Origin of the sequence: Vibrio algicola (assembly GCF_009601765.2) — a bacterium.
GTDB classification, from domain to species: Bacteria; Pseudomonadota; Gammaproteobacteria; order Enterobacterales; family Vibrionaceae; genus Vibrio; species Vibrio algicola.
In genome coordinates, this window is the sequence record NZ_CP045699.1 from 285,194 (window position 1) to 303,475 (window position 18,282).

The 18,282-nt window shown below is 34.5% G+C and carries 15 protein-coding genes and 1 pseudogene; 10 read left to right on the plus strand and 6 right to left on the minus strand.

What is annotated here, in order from left to right:
- Positions 1 to 5: 5 nt before the first annotated feature.
- The 6 genes and pseudogenes from GFB47_RS01275 to GFB47_RS01300 all read right to left on the minus strand — a co-directional run bounded on the left by GFB47_RS01275 (position 6) and on the right by GFB47_RS01300 (position 6,815).
- Positions 6 to 1,163, minus strand: coding sequence for an O-antigen ligase family protein (locus GFB47_RS01275; protein WP_153445929.1), 1,158 nt, complete (start codon positions 1,161 to 1,163; stop codon positions 6 to 8).
- Positions 1,163 to 2,110 carry a stealth family protein gene (locus GFB47_RS01280; RefSeq protein ID WP_153445931.1) on the minus strand — a complete coding sequence of 316 codons (948 nt, stop codon included), beginning with the start codon at positions 2,108 to 2,110 and terminating at the stop codon, positions 1,163 to 1,165. Before GFB47_RS01280 ends, GFB47_RS01275 begins: the two co-directional genes overlap by 1 nt.
- Positions 2,103 to 2,789 (minus strand): CatB-related O-acetyltransferase, encoded by a 687-nt coding sequence (locus GFB47_RS01285; protein ID WP_153445933.1) that lies wholly within the window; start codon positions 2,787 to 2,789, stop codon positions 2,103 to 2,105. The genes GFB47_RS01280 and GFB47_RS01285 overlap by 8 nt, the downstream gene beginning before the upstream one ends.
- Positions 2,779 to 3,813 carry a lipopolysaccharide heptosyltransferase II gene (gene waaF / locus GFB47_RS01290; RefSeq protein ID WP_153445935.1) on the minus strand — a complete coding sequence of 345 codons (1,035 nt, stop codon included), beginning with the start codon at positions 3,811 to 3,813 and terminating at the stop codon, positions 2,779 to 2,781. The genes GFB47_RS01285 and waaF overlap by 11 nt, the downstream gene beginning before the upstream one ends.
- Positions 3,814 to 3,874: 61 nt before the next feature.
- Positions 3,875 to 4,819, minus strand: a complete 945-nt coding sequence (rfaD, locus tag GFB47_RS01295; protein WP_153445938.1) for an ADP-glyceromanno-heptose 6-epimerase — start codon at positions 4,817 to 4,819, stop codon at positions 3,875 to 3,877.
- Positions 4,820 to 5,412: 593 nt separating this feature from the next.
- Positions 5,413 to 6,815 (minus strand): annotated as a pseudogene (locus GFB47_RS01300) (MBL fold metallo-hydrolase RNA specificity domain-containing protein).
- 276 nt (positions 6,816 to 7,091) lie between these two features.
- Here GFB47_RS01300 and GFB47_RS01305 point away from each other — a divergent pair.
- From GFB47_RS01305 to GFB47_RS01350, 10 genes are all read left to right on the plus strand, one after another.
- Positions 7,092 to 8,258: an LPS O-antigen chain length determinant protein WzzB gene (locus GFB47_RS01305; RefSeq protein ID WP_153445940.1), complete on the plus strand. Its 1,167-nt coding sequence runs from the start codon at positions 7,092 to 7,094 to the stop codon at positions 8,256 to 8,258.
- A 61-nt stretch (positions 8,259 to 8,319) separates the two neighbouring features.
- On the plus strand, positions 8,320 to 9,360 hold the full coding sequence (locus tag GFB47_RS01310; RefSeq protein ID WP_153445942.1) for a Gfo/Idh/MocA family protein: 1,041 nt from the start codon (positions 8,320 to 8,322) through the stop codon (positions 9,358 to 9,360).
- A gap of 20 nt (positions 9,361 to 9,380) precedes the next feature.
- The gene (tviB, locus tag GFB47_RS01315) at positions 9,381 to 10,655 is read left to right on the plus strand and encodes a Vi polysaccharide biosynthesis UDP-N-acetylglucosamine C-6 dehydrogenase TviB (RefSeq protein WP_153445944.1); all 1,275 of its coding nucleotides are present in this window, start codon (positions 9,381 to 9,383) and stop codon (positions 10,653 to 10,655) included.
- A gap of 75 nt (positions 10,656 to 10,730) precedes the next feature.
- Positions 10,731 to 11,309: an acyltransferase gene (locus tag GFB47_RS01320; RefSeq protein ID WP_153445946.1), complete on the plus strand. Its 579-nt coding sequence runs from the start codon at positions 10,731 to 10,733 to the stop codon at positions 11,307 to 11,309.
- Between the two features lie 27 nt (positions 11,310 to 11,336).
- Positions 11,337 to 12,422: a DegT/DnrJ/EryC1/StrS family aminotransferase gene (locus tag GFB47_RS01325; protein WP_153445948.1), complete on the plus strand. Its 1,086-nt coding sequence runs from the start codon at positions 11,337 to 11,339 to the stop codon at positions 12,420 to 12,422.
- Entirely contained in the window at positions 12,415 to 13,497 is a 1,083-nt protein-coding gene (locus GFB47_RS01330) for a hypothetical protein (RefSeq protein WP_153445950.1), read from the plus strand. The genes GFB47_RS01325 and GFB47_RS01330 overlap by 8 nt, the downstream gene beginning before the upstream one ends.
- On the plus strand, positions 13,487 to 14,710 hold the full coding sequence (locus tag GFB47_RS01335; RefSeq protein WP_153445951.1) for a glycosyltransferase: 1,224 nt from the start codon (positions 13,487 to 13,489) through the stop codon (positions 14,708 to 14,710). Before GFB47_RS01330 ends, GFB47_RS01335 begins: the two co-directional genes overlap by 11 nt.
- Complete coding sequence (locus GFB47_RS01340) at positions 14,707 to 15,981, plus strand: MATE family efflux transporter (protein ID WP_153445953.1); 1,275 nt, start codon at positions 14,707 to 14,709, stop codon at positions 15,979 to 15,981. Before GFB47_RS01335 ends, GFB47_RS01340 begins: the two co-directional genes overlap by 4 nt.
- A 164-nt stretch (positions 15,982 to 16,145) precedes the next feature.
- Positions 16,146 to 17,315 carry an oligosaccharide repeat unit polymerase gene (locus GFB47_RS01345; protein ID WP_153445955.1) on the plus strand — a complete coding sequence of 390 codons (1,170 nt, stop codon included), beginning with the start codon at positions 16,146 to 16,148 and terminating at the stop codon, positions 17,313 to 17,315.
- On the plus strand, positions 17,290 to 18,267 hold the full coding sequence (locus GFB47_RS01350; RefSeq protein ID WP_153445957.1) for a glycosyltransferase family protein: 978 nt from the start codon (positions 17,290 to 17,292) through the stop codon (positions 18,265 to 18,267). Before GFB47_RS01345 ends, GFB47_RS01350 begins: the two co-directional genes overlap by 26 nt.
- Positions 18,268 to 18,282 lie beyond the last annotated feature (15 nt).

An 18,282-nucleotide genomic window follows, 5' to 3' on the forward strand; every position in this document is an offset into this window, starting at 1 on the left:
ACATATTACTTATCTGTATAGGTTAAAAATTGATATTTATAGATACTAGTTAGTGCTATTAACATTAATAAATACTCACCACCGAGTAATGCAGTATCTACCATTGATATGGAAAAAGTAAAGATAGTAAAAGAAAGCCCTAAAGCGATATCTGAACTACCTTTTAGTATTAATAATGGAGATATGGTCAATAAAATTGAAATTATAAAGCCTAATAATCCAAGTTTTACCCAACTATCAGAGTAAACATTATGTAGGGTTTTAAAATTATTTATTTTAGTGTTGTAGTTTTTATCTTTAATTATTTCCTTACGTGCACTGTAAAAGTTATCACCTTGGCCTACAAAAGGTTTCTCAGCAATAAGGTTTTTAGCGATAATCCCCATTTGAATTCTAAATCCTATAGATGTATTTAGATTTCCACTTTCTATCTTATCGTATTCAGTATTAGTTTTATTATAAAGTTTCATTCCTATTGATGTGTTAATTAGTAAGGTTGATAACAGTACAGGAATTAGCAATATTAAGGCTTTAATCTTTAGTTTAAATGGTTGTCTTAAAATTACATAATATGACATAACAAAGAGAGCAACAATAGAGGCAACGATAACCCCCCTAGATTGCATTATGAATACACCATATAATGCTATGATGGAGAATATAAGATCAATTATTTTTCGAGATTTAAAAGTAGAGCAAGAAAAATAAAGGAAGAATAAACCAAAAACGGGTGCGTATATGTTGGGGTTCATGAGATAAAATGGACGAGATTCATGGCTAAATATAGTTGTGTAAATTAAAAATGAAATGTTAATTAACAGTCCAATGTAAATGCTATATTTTATCTTATGTTTTCCTATACACTCAGCATTAAAAGCAAGCGAAATCATACAAGCGATCAAGCAAGAACGGGTAAAGCTGCCAAATATACCACCATGATAGTATTTAGCATATAAAGACAATAATGTAATTAATAAAATAATAATGGTTGATTTTTTCTTTATATTATTAATAATTATCTTTGGGTAGAATATTATAGAGTATACAAAGAAAATAATAGCGAGTGCTGTGAGTTTTTTCAAACTTCCATGTGTGAGCCATAATCCAGAGAATACCCAAGAAGATGTAATAAATAAAATTAGACTATATATTCTTTCTTTCATTATAGTTCGAACTCTGATTTTTTTGAAAATATACCATCTGAAAAAAATGATATTCTGTCGATGTTATCTGTTATTTCATTGAGGCAAAAAACTAAAGGTCTATTTTTTATATAGATAGATTCTAAATTATGTATGTTTTTGTCGGTGATATATAAAAAACTCGAATACAAAGGTAGTATGCTTTTTTTGTGGGCATTCTTTAAGTATTTTGGTTTTGCATTTTTTAGAGCTAACTCATGAAATGTATAGAGGTACAACAATGAAAAAGGATGCAATCTGAATTTTTCAGTATAATGAGGCTGTAAAATATCAGAATATAATTGGGATATAGTTAGCAATCGAGACTTTAGCAGTGGGCGAATGCCATGTTTTATGCCATAACCAACATACTTTTTTGTTGATGATTCAGCCATGTCACGACTCGAATTGATCGACTTAACATTATAGGTGTGATCTTTAGAGGCTTTTCTTTTTCGTCTCCTCTGGAATATTGATGAGGTGAATACCAATGGTTTATTATTCACGAAAAAATCTCTAGGAAATGTAGGTTTACCTAAAAACATATCATCATTAAAATAAATAAATTTTTCTTGTAGATCTTTTATATTGTGTATATGTGCCTCTATCACACTTGAGTTAAATGTTGGCAAATACTCTATTGGAATAATATCTTTATGATCTATCACTGTCACTTTTGAGGAACAACTCAGCCATGTTGGTTTTTGATTATCAGTGATGATATAGATATGATTTACCCAAGGTGCAAACATTGCTATAGAACGTAACGAAAACTTTAGCTCTTGATGATCGGTATATCGTTCACTGCCAGCTTGACTACTTTGGCAGTTATTAAATACTTGACAATTTTTTAGGTAAGCATCTTTTTTTTTGTTCCATGCTTGATCGCTACCATCTATCCATGTGTAAACAATATCGATTTTACTCATGATTACCTACCTTTTTTGTAAACTTTTCGAGTTTATAAAACAAATCGATATGCTGTTGGATTTGTTCTTTAGGCCAGGACCACCATTGACTTAGTAGTAAGGATTCTATTACTTCAGGTTCAAATCTATATCGAATCAATTTTGCGGGGACTCCACCGACAATAGCGTATGCGGCTACATCTTTAGTAACGACTGCTCCAGTTGCAATAATTGCGCCGTTAGAAATTTTAACGCCAGGAAGAATTGTGACATTTGCACCTATCCATACATCATTTTCAATAATTACTTTTTTTGTGTTTATGTTATCGGATATGTCGATATCTACATCAATATATCCACCGTGTTTTTTTTCGTATAAAAATGGATGGGTTGATACAAATGTAAGGGGATGGTTACCTTTTACAATGCAAACGTTGTCCCCAATTGAGCAAAATCCCCCTATGCATTGTAAATTTAAATATGATGAGTTGTTAAAAAACTGTTCAAAACGATAGGTTTGTGGACCAACTGAGAAGTTGAAGTGTTGATCTGCTAAGTAACGCATAGATTCAGAATTTGGCATTAATAACAATTTTGACATTTTTCGTATAAAAAAGCTTTGTTGGTTTTTGGGTTTTGCAATCCGCTTCCAAAATAAATCAATTAAAGTTTTTTGTAATATAGATAGCTTATACGTCATTATTGATAGCCTTAATAACCATCTCTGGCTCTAACTCTTTTAAACACTTCAAATGACCCAATGGGCACTCGCGTTTAAAGCATGGTCTGCATTCAATCTTGGTATGAACAATCGACACTTTTTCTGCCAGTGGTGGAGTATATTTAGGTGATGTTGAGCCATAAATACCGACCACTTCACAACCAACTGCCGCCGCAACATGCATTAAGCCTGAGTCATTACTGATCACAGTATGGCAAGCCCCGAGTAAGTCGACCGCTTCAATAAGAGACGTTAAGCCAGCCAGTACGTGGACATATTGTTGATTTTCAACTGATATCAAGTTTTTGATGGTTTCGGTGGTGGCTTTATCTTTAGCTGAACCAAATAACCAGATCTGTTTACCTTGTGAAATCAATATGTCGGCTACAACCGCATAATGCTCAGCTGGCCATTGTTTAGCTGGGCCAAATTCTGCTCCAGGACATAAGCCGGTTATTTCTCTGTGTTGATTGAGTTTGAACTTATCAAGCGTCTCTTGCTGCATCGTTTTATCAATATGCAGAAGTGGGCGAGGTAAGGTCTCTAGGCCACCTAACGATACTGAGTCTTGCATCTCGTGCTTTGGGTGTGCAAGAGCAACAAATCGCTCCACCATGTATTGGAATGATTTTTTATTATTACGTAAATCGGTCAATAGCCCATAACGCATCTCACCTTTCCAACCTGTCCGAACTGGAATGTCGGCAAACCAAGGAATTAGAGCTGATTTAGCAGAGTTTGGGAGAATATACGCATGAGTATAATCATTAAGTTTTAACTCTTTACCTAACGCTCGACGACCAAGAAAATTAAAATCACCATGACCAAGAGGCATTTCTATTGCTTGATGAACTTCGGGCATGCGCTCCAAAATTGGCTTGCACCATGCAGGAGCAAGCACATCAATAATTGCATCAGGATGTTGTTGTTTTAAAGTGATGTACAGTGATTGAGACATCACCATATCACCTACCCATGATGGTCCTATGATTAAAATTTTCATAAAAACTCGATACGCTTGCTTATGGTTAATTCGCTATTGTCGATACGTAATGGAAAGTTGATTAAGCATTAATCTTCGTTAAATACTCAGCCACACCATCAGCGACAGATTTAAACTCAACATCACAACCGGCAGCTCGTAATTTAGTTAAACTTGCTTGGGTGTATTCTTGATAAGCGCCTTTTAGATGATCGGGGAACGGAACATTTTCTACAACACCCTTTCCATGATGCTTAATGACTGCTTTTGCCACTTCACCGAAGGTTTCTGCGTTACCAGTACCACAGTTAAATATGCCAGATACGCCGTGTTCTAAGAACCAAAGATTCACCTTGCATACATCACCCACGTAGATGAAATCACGTTTAAATGTATTGCTGCCTTCAAACAGTTTTGCATTTTCGCCGGCTAGTAATTGATTGTTTAAATGGAAAGCGACTGATGCCATGCCGCCTTTATGTTGTTCACGAGGGCCATAAACGTTGAAGTAACGGAAACCAGTAATTTGCGACAGAGTTTCACCGTGCTGCTCGGCATCTAACCATAAACGACGAACGTAGTTATCGAATTGTTGTTTAGAGTAGCCATAAACATTTAACGCACCTTCATATTCACGTTCTTCGATAAACTCTTGATCTTGTGCACCGTAAGTTGCAGCTGAAGAAGCATACAAGAATGGGATTTCACGCTCTAAACTGTAATGAAGTAACTCTTTAGAGTATTCATAGTTGTTGAGCATGATGAATTTTCCATCCCACTCAGTAGTTGCTGAACAAGCCCCTTCATGGAAAATCGCTTCAATTGGCCCGAAATCGTCACCGGCCATTATTTGAGTCAGAAAATCATCTCGGTCCATGTAGTCGGTAATGTCTAGGTCTACTAAGTTTTTGAACTTACGACCATTCTTAAGATTATCGACCACTAAAATGTCGTTAAGGCCAGAATCATTTAATGCTTTAATAATGTTACTGCCAATCATGCCAGCGCCGCCAGTTACGATAATCATAAATCTTTCCTATTACTCAAATTAAGTCTTTAGAAATTATAACAGAATCGGGGAATGTAATGATAGAAAAAGCATGGGTTTGTTGCTAGATGCTTCAATTTCCCGTCATCCGTCATCCGTCATCCGTCATCCGTCATCTTTGAGGAGCCAAGGCGACATCGAGGATCTACATACAGCGCGCGGTGACTAGATCCCCGCTCTCGCTTATGCTCGGCAGGAATGACGAATTACTGTGATTCAACGCAATAACGAAAAGCCGTCATCGTTTATTTCTACCGTCATCTTTGCGGAGCCGAAGCGGTATTGAGGTTCTACTATTTCTCTCGTCATCCTTGAGGGGCCTAAGCGACATCGAGGAGCTACATACGGCGCGCGGTGACTAGATTCCCGCTCTCGCTTATGCTCGGCAGGAATGACGAATTTCTGTGATTCAGCACAATAATGAAAAAACGCCATAGTTTATTTCTGCCGTCATCTTTGAAGGGCCGAAGCCACATTGAGGTTCTATTATTTCTCTCGTCATCCTTGAGGAGCCTAAGCGACATCGAGGATCTACATACAGCGCACAGGAATGAAACCTGCGACTTTACCTTTTAAATGATTATTGGAATGCACCCAAGTTCTTTATTAAGGACGGCTTCAAACTCACGTTTAGTGCTAGGCTCACCATGAATCAAATGTATTTGTTTTATCTCAGATCTAATCCCTTTAATAAACGCCAATAAATCTTCTTGATCTGCGTGTGCCGAGTAACCAGACATAGAACGAATGTGAGCGTTCACTATCACTTTTTCATCAGCAATAAAAACCGACGGATCACCATCTTGTAATTGCCGCCCCAGCGTTCCTTGCGCTTGATAACCGGCTAGAATGACATCGGTTTGCTTGTTAGGAAGAAGAGCTTGCAAGTAATTCATAATTCGGCCGCCGCTACACATACCACTAGCCGAAACCACAATCGCAGCTTCATTGGTAGAAGCCAAACGATTGACCAGCTTTTGATGTTCATGATGATTTTCAACCGTGATCAGTTGTTCAAAACAAAGCGGATGACGATGATGTTTCTCGGCATCTATCGCAACTTCGTTATTCCATAAACCTTTAAACTGCTGATATTGCTGAGTGACTTTTAATGCTAACGGGGAATCAAGAATAATAGGCAAACGTTGCCAAAAGTCATCCGAGGTAGATTGGGTCTCAATGCTATGGGCAATCAAACGCTTAATATCAAACAACAATTCTTGGGTGCGCCCGACACTAAATGCTGGGATAAAAATAACACCGCCATTTTCAAGTGATCGAATCACGATCTCTTCCAATCGCTTTGAACGAGTCGACACATCATCATGACATTTGTTGCCATAAGTGGTTTCAATCACCAAATAATTTGCTCGTTTCGGGGATTGAGGATCGGGCAGTAGCGGAGTATTTCGAGGGCCAAGATCGCCCGAGAACACAATCACTTCGTCATTAGGCAAAGTAACCTCAACATAAGCTGAGCCAGAATATGCCCAGCAGGCTGAAAACAAATTTGAATGGCGTTTTCATCCGCTTTTATCTCAAATCGTTGGTCATAATCTAAAGGCACGAGCAATTTTTGGATTTTGGTAAGTACTCTTTGGCGTTGTTTTTGGTTTAAACCCAGTTGTAGCCTCAGGCCGTCATCTAACATCAATGGAATTAAAGCAGCAGTCGCGGGAGTACAATAAATCGGCTTATCAAACCCTGCTGCCAACAACCAAGGCAAACGGCCGATATGGTCAATGTGGGTATGAGTCACGATCAAAGCTTCAATATGTTCAATTGTAAACTCAATACTGAGCGATTCGATAGGATCCGATGATGCATCCTTACCTTGAAATAAACCGCAATCGATTAATATACCTAAACCATTGATATTGATCTCATGGCACGAGCCTGTAACCGTGTTTTTACCGCCATGGTGGGTCAAATAGTAACTGTGCTGTGGGTGTAGTCTATAATTGGAAAGCGCCATAAGAAACCTATCAATAACAAAGTAAACAATATGTTGTAATCTATAGGGTATTGTTTAGGAGAACTATCATTTCTGAGGTTAAAATCAAGAAACGAGAATCAAAGATTGATAGCAGAATGTAACAAAGAATAATGTCTCAAAAATAAGAGGATTTCTTGACTTGCAATTGTCTTGCGATGCTCGCGCAAAGTTTAGGTTAATGATAAACTTCGCATCAAATTTTACTTTCTTTTTAGATATACGCCTTGAGGATGCGTTTAACCTTAGGGCGGTAGCGTGTCAATTTCAGGAGTTCATGTGACCCAAGCACAATCCCCACAACCGCATTCATCCGAGCAAGCCCCGTTGCCTCCACACTACTACTATCAACAACCTCAAGATGATGAAATTGATCTTAGGGAATTGTTTGCTGCACTGTGGCAAGGTAAATGGACGATTATTGCTTGCACCGCACTGTGTACCATACTGGCCATCGCTTATGCATTATTAGCGCAAGAAAAATGGACATCAACAGCGGTTATCGCAAAGCCACAACCAAGTAAACTTTCAGAATATCAAACTCAGGTTAGCGAATATCAACCGATCTTTGACGTATACCAACAAGATGGTACAGTCTTAGTCAGTCACAAACTCGATGATTTTAGTCAGCCTCAAACTTTGTTCGATATATTTATGCAAGAGTTTGATGCGCGTAGTAATAAAAAGAGATATTTAGAACATTCACGCTTATTCAAGATGGCGTTAGCAGATTTAAAAACAGATAAAGGTTCGGAGTTAACAAGTGATGATACCGCTAAATTATACTCTGAATGGTATAAAAAATTATCGTCAAAGCTTGTGGATTCGAAGCAGACGAAAGGCCCTTATATATTAACAGCTGAGTCGATTACCGCAGAAGACAGTTTTGAGTTTTTAAAAGGCTATGTCGATTCAATTAATAAGCGATCTCAGAAGATTGCGTTAGATAACTTACGCTCTGCAGTTAGCGCTAAGAAAAATGAATTATTGCAACAACGTAATATTTTAACCGACCAAGCAGAGAATCGCTTACAAGTAGAAAAAGAAACCACCCAATACGCACTCGATATTGCCAAATCAGCTGGCGTGAAAACACCAGTACAAAACCTAGGCGCTAATGAAGTGTTTGCCATTTACTTAGGCGCCAATGCGTTAGCAGCCAAAATCACCGCGCTTAATCAACTTAAGAACTTAAGTATTATAGAACCTCGCCTACAACAAACCGCGGCTAAGTTATCATTACTGACTCATCTTAATATTGATAACAACGTAAAATTTGAGGTTAAGCAGTACTTAGAAGAACCGGAGAAACCAATTAATCGAACCGCACCTAAGCGATCTTTGATTGCAGTTTTAGGGTTGTTGTTAGGTGGGATGATTGGTATTGGTGTTGTATTTATAAGATTTTCCTTTAAAAAAAATTAATTTACTAATGTTAGGAAATGCTTGTACGATCTATTATATCGAAATATCAAGGAATTAAAGAATGCTAAAAAATGACAAAATTAAAATAGCGGTTGTTGGTTGCGGTCGTATATCCAAAAATCACTTTGGTTCGATTGAAAAATTAGATTCGGAATTCGAATTAGTTGCTATTTGTGATAATAATGAAGATGTACTTAAAGACCACGCAAAAAAGTATAACGTCCCTGGCTATCTATCTATAGACGATTTATTACAAAATGAAACCTTAGACTTGGTTACCTTATGTACGCCAAGCGGTCTTCATGCAAGTCAAACGTTAAAAGCAGCACAATCAAAAGTTAATGTTATAACTGAAAAGCCAATGGCAACTAAATTTGCTGATGGACTTGCAATGGTGAAAGCTTGTGATGAGGCGAATGTTCGTCTATTTGTTGTCAAACAAAACCGTCGTAATTCAACGCTTCAATTACTGAAACGTGCCGCGCAAGAAAAGCGTTTTGGTAAGATTCATATGGTACATATCAATGTGTTTTGGACTCGGCCTCAAGAATATTATGATCGAGCCGCATGGTCTGGAACATGGGATATGGATGGCGGTGCATTTATGAATCAAGCAACTCATTATGTCGACTTGCTACATTGGGTTGTTGGCCCTATCGAAAAAATACATGCCATGACATCTACTCACCGCGATATTGACGTAGAAGATACGGGTGTGGTGAACTTTAAATGGCGTAACGGTGCATTAGGTTCAATGGCGATAACGATGTGTACCTACCCTAAAAATATGGAAGGTTCAATTACCATTTTAGGTGAAAAGGGAACGGTTCGTATTGGCGGAGTTGCAGTTAATGATATTCAAGAATGGTTATTTGATGAACCTTGTGACTATGATGCAGAAATAGAAGATGCTAACTATCAAACATCTTCTGTCTACGGCTTTGGCCATCCCCCATATTTTCAAAATGTTGCCGATGTATTAAGAGGCAAAGCAGAGCCTGAGACTGATGGTCGTGAAGGCTTGAAATCATTAGAGTTATTAATTGGTATATATCGTTCTGCAAGAGATAATAAAGAAGTCGGCTTACCATTAAATTTATAACATTTAGGTAATATAGAGCTATGAAATTAGAAAGTTTAAATATTGGTATTATTGGTCTAGGTTATGTGGGACTACCGTTAGCGGTCGAGTTTGGTAAGAGTTTCCCAACAATAGGCTTTGATATTCATAAAACGAGAGTTCAGGCATTAGAAACAGGTATAGACTCAACATTAGAATGTTCGAAAGAAGAGTTAATGAGTGCAAAAAAATTAACTTATACCAGTGAGCTTTCAGATATTCAGCAATGTAACTTTTATATCGTCACGGTACCAACGCCTATCGATGATAATAACGCCCCAGACTTAACTCCTTTAATTAAAGCATCGGAATCGCTCGGTAAGGTTATAAGCGCTGGTGATGTTGTTGTATTTGAATCAACTGTCTACCCCGGTGCGACGGAAGAAGTATGTATCCCTATTATTGAAAAAATATCAGGCCTTGTTTTTAATCAAGATTTTTTTGCCGGTTATAGCCCTGAGCGAATTAATCCAGGTGATAAAGTTAATCGTCTGACCACAATAACGAAAATCACATCGGGCTCTACTGCTGAAGTCGCAGATTTTGTTGATTCTGTTTATGCTTCTATCGTAACTGCAGGTACGCATAAAGCATCATCGATTCGCGTTGCTGAGGCTGCAAAGGTTATTGAAAATACTCAACGAGATTTGAATATAGCAATCATTAATGAGTTTGCTAAAATCTTTAATAAGCTAAATATTGATACAGAAGAAGTGTTAAAAGCGGCAGGAACCAAATGGAACTTCTTACCATTTAAACCAGGTTTGGTTGGGGGGCACTGTATCAGCGTGGATCCATATTATTTAACTCACAAAGCGCAAGAGGTTGGGTATCGCCCAGAGGTTATTTTAGCAGGACGTCGTATCAATGATGGCATGGGAAGTTATGTAGCGACACAAATGGTGAAAAAGCTGGCCAGTAAGAAAATACATATTGATGAAGCAAAAGTTCTGGTGCTTGGTTTTACCTTTAAAGGTGATTGCCCAGATGTTCGTAATACCAAAATCATTGATGCAATTAATGAATTGAAAAGCTTTAACATCAATATTGATGTGTACGATTCTTGGGCAAATCCAGAGGAAGTCAAACATGAATATGGTATTTCGTTAAAATCAGAATTGGAATTAGACTCTTATGATGGTGTAATTCTAGCGGTTGATCATAGTGAATTTAAAACGATGGGAATTGAGGCCGTACGTAAGCTAGGTAAAAAAAATCACGTTATCTACGATGTTAAATATGTATTCGGTCCGGATGATAGCGACCTTAGATTGTAAAGCAACGCTAATATAAAAAGCACTATAATGGTGCTTTTTCTGTTGGATTTAATCAATGTCAGGATAAGAGTCAGTATGAAATATTTTAAACATGATACCGCTATTATTGACGAAGGTGCGCAAATTGGCATGGATAGCCGAGTATGGCATTGGGCGCATATTTGTTCTAATGCAGTGATTGGCCAAGGTGTATCACTTGGACAAAATGTCTTTGTGGGCAATAAAGTTACCATTGGTGACAAGTGTAAAATTCAAAATAATGTCTCTGTATACGATAATGTGCATTTAGAAGAAGGCGTTTTTTGTGGTCCTAGTATGGTGTTCACCAATGTTTATAATCCTCGTTCATTAGTTGAACGTAAAGATGAATATCGAGATACCCTTGTTAAAAAAGGTGCAACATTAGGCGCCAATTGTACAGTGGTCTGTGGCATAGAAATTGGTGAATACGCATTTATTGGTGCTGGTACTGTTGTGAATAAAAATGTTAAACCCTACGCATTAATGGTTGGGGTGCCAGCTAAGCAAATTGGTTGGATGTCGGAATTTGGTGAAAAATTAGATTTACCGTTAACGGGCAATACAGAGACAAGATGTCCTCATACGGGGGCCTGTTATCGCTTGGTCAATAATGACGTTCATCGTATCTCTTAATATTAGATAAAAGTAGGAATCCTCTTTATGCAATTCATCGATCTTGCGGCTCAATATCAACATTTAAAAACCAAAATTGACGCTCGTATTCAAGGCGTATTGGATCATGGTAAATACATCATGGGCCCAGAAGTACAAGAACTTGAAGAAGCTCTGGCAAAATATGTTGGCGTAAAGCATGCGATCACTTGTGCTAATGGAACTGATGCCTTAACGCTTTCTATGATGGTGCTCGATATTAAAGAAGGGGATGCCGTTTTTTGCCCTACATTCACTTTTTTTGCGACAGCAGAAGTGATTGCTTATGAGGGAGCAACGCCGGTATTTGTGGATTCTAATGAAGCGACATTTAATATATGCCCACTCGATTTAGAAAAACGTATTCAAGCAACTATTGCCGAAGGTCGATTAATACCTAAAGCGATCATTGCCGTGGATTTATTTGGTTTACCAGCTAATTACCCTGAAATTCAAAAAATTGCCGATAAATATAAGCTAAAACTTGTAGAGGATGCCGCACAAGGTTTTGGTGGTAGTATTAATAATAAGAAAGCAGGAAGCTTTGGCGATATTGCCACAACCAGTTTCTTTCCAGCAAAGCCATTAGGTTGTTATGGTGATGGTGGTGCTATCTTTACTAATAATGATGAATATGCAGAGTTAATTAAATCGTATCGAGTACATGGTAAAGGACGTGATAAATACGATAATATTCGGATTGGTATGAACTCTAGGTTAGATACTATTCAAGCAGCAATTTTATTAGAAAAATTAGAAGTTTTTCCCTTTGAGATGGTTTCGAGACAAAATCAAGCTGATAAATACTCTAAACAATTACATGGAATTGTTGATACACCAATAATTCCTGATGGCTATATTAGTTCTTGGGCGCAATATACGATATTAAGCCGAGATCGTGATAGTTTTATGAATGATTATGAAAAAGAAAAAATACCAACAATGATATATTACAAGAAATGTATGCATCAGCAATCTGTATTTAGCTCTTTGAATTGCATTAATAATGATTATCCAGTAGCTGAATCTTTGGCTAAAATGGTAATTAGCCTTCCTATGCATCCTTACATGAATGATGGTTCGATTTATGAATAAAATAATTTTTGGAAAAAATGTCCACTTCAATATTAAAAGTGAATTATTGAGTTTAGTTGAAGATAACTTAAGTTTATATGAAAACACAACATCTAATTTAACTGATGTCATAGTTAGTTTTAATAATGAACTAAAGGATAGTTATACTGAGTCAGTAAATCCAAAAATTTTAACGAAATTGGATAATGGTTTCATTTCACACTATAGAAATATTGATGTGGCATGGTTTATGGTTGATGATATTTTAAATGTTAATCTAAAGGTAAAAGATAAAAGTAAAACTAGAGATTTTATCAGCAAAATAATATCGATGGAATTTTCAACTCAGAAACAGATGATTGGTCAAATATTACACGAACTTGTGTTGGTGCCAATGACATATTTTTTTAAAGATATCATGCCTATACATGCAGCAACGATATCAAAAAATAACAAGGCATATCTATTTACAGGTACTGGTGGTGTTGGTAAGTCATCAGCATTATTAGCTTTGAAAGATCTTGATGTCGGTTTTATCAGTGATGATATAGCTATAATATCTAAAGATGCAATAGTTTATGGAAATATGGCTGAGCCAAAAATCTATGGTTATAATTGTATTGGTAATGAAATGAAAGATTTAATATTATCAGATAAAAGCATTGCTAATAAACTACACTTCAAAATTAAAAATAAAATAAACACTCAAAAGGTGAGAAGAAAAATAAAACCGTCACGTTTATTTAACCAGGTTGATGTTCAAGGTACGAAAATAGAAAAAATGTTTTTTTTATTTAGAGAAAACACGAGTGAGTTCTCTGTGGAAAAAATAAACGCTAATGATGCTAAGGAAATGTCAATATCAATAATATCATCTGAATATAGTGACTTTAATAGGTTTATAGAATGGTATAGTTATAACTGCACATGTACTAAAAGTGAAGCAATAGTGAGAATTAAAGATGTAATTAGTAACTGGAATTATATTTTTGACTCTGCATTTTCATGTTTAGATATATTTAAAATAACGATACCTTTAGATATGAAGCATCAAGAATATCAGATTAAAATGAGAGAGCTAGGCCATGAACTCTAAGAAAATATTATATCTTACGAGTTCGTATCCTTATGGAGTTGGTGAGTCATTTATTCAGCCTGAATTAGATTATTTTCATGAGGAGAAGGGCTTCGATATCATCGTATCACCTATGAAAATTTCAGGAGAGTTAAGGGATAATTCAAATAAATATAATGTTAAGCCTATTTTAAAGTGTAATCAGGATGTTTTTTTTTATGCTTTATTGTCATTTTTTAGTTCATTTTTTTGGTTGGAATTATATAACATTCCATGGAAGAAAAAGATATTTTTACTTAAACCATTATTAGTTAAATCAGCCCATATAATAAAGTTAAAGAGTAAAATTAGACAGATCTGCAAGGAACATGAAGTTTCTATTGTGTATACTTTCTGGAATGATGTTCAATCTTATGCGTGTTCAATGTTGAAGAAGGAAGGTCTAAATATAAATTTAATTTCAAGGGTGCATGGTTTTGATTTATATAAAGAAGTTCAAAATAAACAACAGATGTTGTTTAAATGGCAATTTAAAAACTATGTAGATGAATATATATGTTTGTCAATTAAAGCATGTAAATATTTAATTGAAGAGTATGATATTGAACAACGAAAAATTAAAATAATACCATTAGGTATCAATATCATGGATGATCGATGTTCTTTTATAATAGATGAAAATGTTGTAAAATTAGTATCTTGTTCGTTTTGTACGAAAAATAAGAACCTTGATAAGATCCTTAAAATATGTCAAAAGCTAGCTGATTTTTATAATGATAAAGAAGTTTACTGGTATCATATAGGCAATGGCCCTGAATATGAAAATATAAAAAATCTAATGCACTTTAATGAAGTGAAGAATTTAAAGTGTAATGCTCTAGGATATATGACTACAATTGAAATAATGGAATTATATAAATCTCAACAGTTTAACTTGTTTATAAATGCAAGTAAGTCTGAGGGGTTGCCGGTATCAATTATGGAATCGATGAGTTGCGGCATTCCTGTAGCTGCTTCAGATGTAGGAGGCATATCAGAAATGCTTTCTGATACAGGATCAATTACATTTGATCCGAACTCAAATGAATTTGAGTTTTTAATAAAAAATATATCTAGAGACATTATGTTTAATGAGTCTATAAGGCAAAACGTGTATAGGAAGGCGAGAAATTCATACTGCTCTAGAAAAAACACCGAAAAATTGATTTCCTTGATTAAAGGAATAGCATTGTGATTGTAAATGTCATAATGACTATTATTAGTCGAATTATTACAGTTTCTGGAAGTTTATTATTAAGTATATTTGTTGCTAATAAGTTTGGACCACTGTATTTAGGTTATTTTTCGTTATCGTTGGTTATATTGAATGGGGTTAATCTTTTAAATAAAAATGGATTTGATGTTTATTATATAAAGCATGGGTTTGATGTTGATAATGAATTAATGCGGTTAGATTTGTTTTTTACATTGTGCTTTAAATTATTAAAGCGTTCGCTTTATATCGTCCTACTAATTGCCCTACTAGGAGGGGCGTGGGTTTATTATGATAATTCTAATGAGGTCATATCGAACTTTGTATTCTTATTATTAGCTTTACCATTTTTTTCAATGGCTTACTTGTTTTCAGCATTTTATAAAGCGTCTCAGAAACCATCAATAGCATGCTTGTTTGAAATTGGATCTATTTCCATGCTTACAGTTTTGATGACATATTTTTATTCATGTACAATGAATGTATTTGATTTTAATATAGTGTCAAGGATGTTTTTTTTATCTTCTGTATTGGTTTCAATAATTGGTATTTACAGCGTTTTTTTTAAAGCAGATAAACGATTAATAAGTCTCAATAAGAATCATACATACTCGAAGCGAGAAACTAATGATTTTTTAACGGTATCAATATTGGGTTATATCCAAGTTTCGATGTTTACTTACATTTGTTCTTTTATGTTAAGTGGTCAAGATTTAGGTGTTTTCAAAGCTATTGAGAAAGTAGCTTTAGTTATTAGCTTTGTGTTGGTTGTCATTAATTCAATATTAATGCCTAAGTTTAGTTTTTTGTATAGAAAAAAGGAAATAAAGAAATTAGAAAATCTGATGCAATCTGGTGTTAAAATCTGTTTTATACTGACTCTCCCATATGTTCTTTTTGTTTTATTTTTCCCTAATACTATTTTGTCTATATTTGGTAATGGATTTTCGGGGCATGGTATAGTATTAAATATTATGTGTCTAGCTCAATGGTTTAATGTTATTTTGGGGTCGGTAGGTTCTATTTTAAATATGACTGGGCACCAACGAGATGTGAAAAATATTTCTTTCTTTATAATGTGTGTAATGTTGTTAATTGCACCTGTAGCCATTTATAAATATCAATTATTTGGTGCAGCATTAGCATATTTAATTTATTTGTCTTCACAAAATATCTTATTATTTTTATTTGTGTATAAAAGATTGAAGATCAGCCCCATTCCATTGCTATTTTGGAGGTCAAGGTGTTCATAATATTATGCACATTAATATTGACAATTTTAGTTTTATTGTTTCTTTTTACAATCAAACATATATTCAACCCTTTACTGTTGCTTCTTCCATACACTTTGTTTATATATTTCTGTGCTGTATATCGAACAGTCTATGGGTTTGATAATGTAAGAATAGTATCTTTTTTGACTGATATACAGAAATATCAATACGAGTCAACTTTTTTATTGTTTTTTTCTGCTGTGTGTGTTTTTTTAATATTATCAATTATTTCTAATATTTTGATTAGTGACGTTCGGATTAGAAGACCTAGTATACAATCTATTGACTCTAAAGTAATAAGAAGTCTTAATCTTATTTTTATTGTTGTCGCTTGTTTGAATTTTATTTATATTTCAAATTTGGTTTCTGGTGGCGTTTTAAGTTATTTCTTATCACTAAAGTCAAATGCAGAACTGGTTTCAGTGATGAAGTTGTCACAATTGGGTTATAATCTGTTGTATATATCAATGTTTATATCAATAGTTGCATATGTTAATAAGGATATATCCAAATACCACTTGTTTGTTGTTATGTTTTTTTTCTTTTTTATTTTCATTACTAAAGCTCGAGTCACTCAGTTGGTAACTGATATGTTGTTTTTCTTACTGTTTTATGTTCGATTAATTAATTTAAAAGTATCGCTGAAAAAGGTGTTTTTTTTCGGCGTTGTCATTTTTTTAAGCGCAATGCTCATCTTTTCAATTAGATATATAACGGATATGTATCGTGTTGGTATGATTTCTTCTGTTTCTTTATCAAATATCAGAACCATCATTGGTATGATTCTAGATAAGCTGTTAAATGAAGGTAACTTGCCTAACTATGCTAGTTTTTTTGCTATGGTTAATTCCTATGGTATATTTTTAGATTACAGAGAAGGTGAAACTATAATTGCACCTTTATTTAATCTTTTCCCTGCACTTAAGAGTTTTATATCTGATGGTGTCGATTTTACACCTATATCAATACAGTTTAAACAGGCATTCTTTGTTAGTGAGCCTGGTAGTGGTTTTCCACCCAGTTTATTTGGTGAGTTTTATGCAAATGGCGGTGTCATATTTCTTTTTTTTGGGATTTTTTCATTGGTTTTTATGTCATATATTTTATATCATAAGTTATTGAGAACAAATAATAGCATGTATATATATATATATATCTATATACTTTCAAAGATAATATTTATTTTACCTAAAGGTGAGATGGCACGATTTACGAATATTAATGTCTTGTTTGTTACCGTGCCTTTAATATGGTTCGTTTTGTTTTTATTGAGAAGGAAAGGTAATAATGATATTTCATATCTACAAAGGTGATGCTAGTATTAGTAGTCGTTTGCATTTTCAGAAAACAATACCCACAATTAAGAAGCACAAGATTGTTGATAACCTTAAATATTTAGACTTTAAATTATTTAAGTATTCAGGTGATAATTCTGTGTTTATATTTCACCAGCATGCAATGTTGTTAAATCTTATCATGGTTTATTTTTTTTGTATGGTTAAAATGATTAAGGTTAGAATTGTATTTGATGTTCATGATTTGAATGAGATTAAATATAATAAGACAGTGAAATCTTATGTTTTTTTTTCTATGATTTTCGCTTTGGAATTTATTGTATTTAAGTTGCCTGGTGTTCGATTTATCACTGTTTCAAAAGGTTTGTCTAGATTGTTATGGTTAAAGTATAATAAAAAAGTTCCTGTTGTATATAATATGTCTGATGATATTGATTTATTATCTTGTTGTAAATATAATAATCAAAAAAGAATTGTATATTTTGGTCAGATCAATCAAAATAGATTGCCACTTGATTTATTGGTTGAATTATTGAGTGGTGGATATTCTGTTGATATTTATGGTTACTTTTCTGGTTGCACATCAAGTTATGAGTTTGAGTTTGAAAGATTAAAGAATGAATGTAAATTGATGTTTAAGGGGAGGTATAGTCCTGATAATATTGGTGATCTGATTCGTGTTTATGACTTTAGTCTCATATATTTTGATGATGATAGATTAAATATTAAGTTTTGCATGCCTAATAAACTTCTTCAATCATTATCACTCGGTGTTCCGGTCATCATTTCTGAGGGGCTTTTTGAAATTTATAATACGTTATCATTATCTGGGTTTATATACAGTTTTGATGATCTTACTTTAAATAAGGGCATGAGTAAATGTATCGATTATAATTGCCTGGAGGCTAAGCTAAATAAAATGAAGAATGTAAGCATAAAAAATTTCACCTCTTGTATTGGTGAGGTATAATGTGAAGGTCTCAGT

Excerpts from the sequence above, each read along its gene's own strand:
- GFB47_RS01285 (WP_153445933.1), bottom strand. The coding sequence starts at position 2,789 with ATGACGTATAAGCTATCTATATTACAAAAAACTTTAATTGATTTATTT.
- waaF (WP_153445935.1), bottom strand. The coding sequence starts at position 3,813 with ATGAAAATTTTAATCATAGGACCATCATGGGTAGGTGATATGGTGATG.
- GFB47_RS01335 (WP_153445951.1), top strand. The coding sequence starts at position 13,487 with ATGAACTCTAAGAAAATATTATATCTTACGAGTTCGTATCCTTATGGA.
- GFB47_RS01280 (WP_153445931.1), bottom strand. The coding sequence starts at position 2,110 with ATGAGTAAAATCGATATTGTTTACACATGGATAGATGGTAGCGATCAA.
- rfaD (WP_153445938.1), bottom strand. The coding sequence starts at position 4,819 with ATGATTATCGTAACTGGCGGCGCTGGCATGATTGGCAGTAACATTATT.
- GFB47_RS01275 (WP_153445929.1), bottom strand. The coding sequence starts at position 1,163 with ATGAAAGAAAGAATATATAGTCTAATTTTATTTATTACATCTTCTTGG.
- GFB47_RS01330 (WP_153445950.1), top strand. The coding sequence starts at position 12,415 with ATGAATAAAATAATTTTTGGAAAAAATGTCCACTTCAATATTAAAAGT.
- tviB (WP_153445944.1), top strand. The coding sequence starts at position 9,381 with ATGAAATTAGAAAGTTTAAATATTGGTATTATTGGTCTAGGTTATGTG.
- GFB47_RS01350 (WP_153445957.1), top strand. The coding sequence starts at position 17,290 with ATGATATTTCATATCTACAAAGGTGATGCTAGTATTAGTAGTCGTTTG.
- GFB47_RS01310 (WP_153445942.1), top strand. The coding sequence starts at position 8,320 with ATGCTAAAAAATGACAAAATTAAAATAGCGGTTGTTGGTTGCGGTCGT.
- GFB47_RS01325 (WP_153445948.1), top strand. The coding sequence starts at position 11,337 with ATGCAATTCATCGATCTTGCGGCTCAATATCAACATTTAAAAACCAAA.
- GFB47_RS01320 (WP_153445946.1), top strand. The coding sequence starts at position 10,731 with ATGAAATATTTTAAACATGATACCGCTATTATTGACGAAGGTGCGCAA.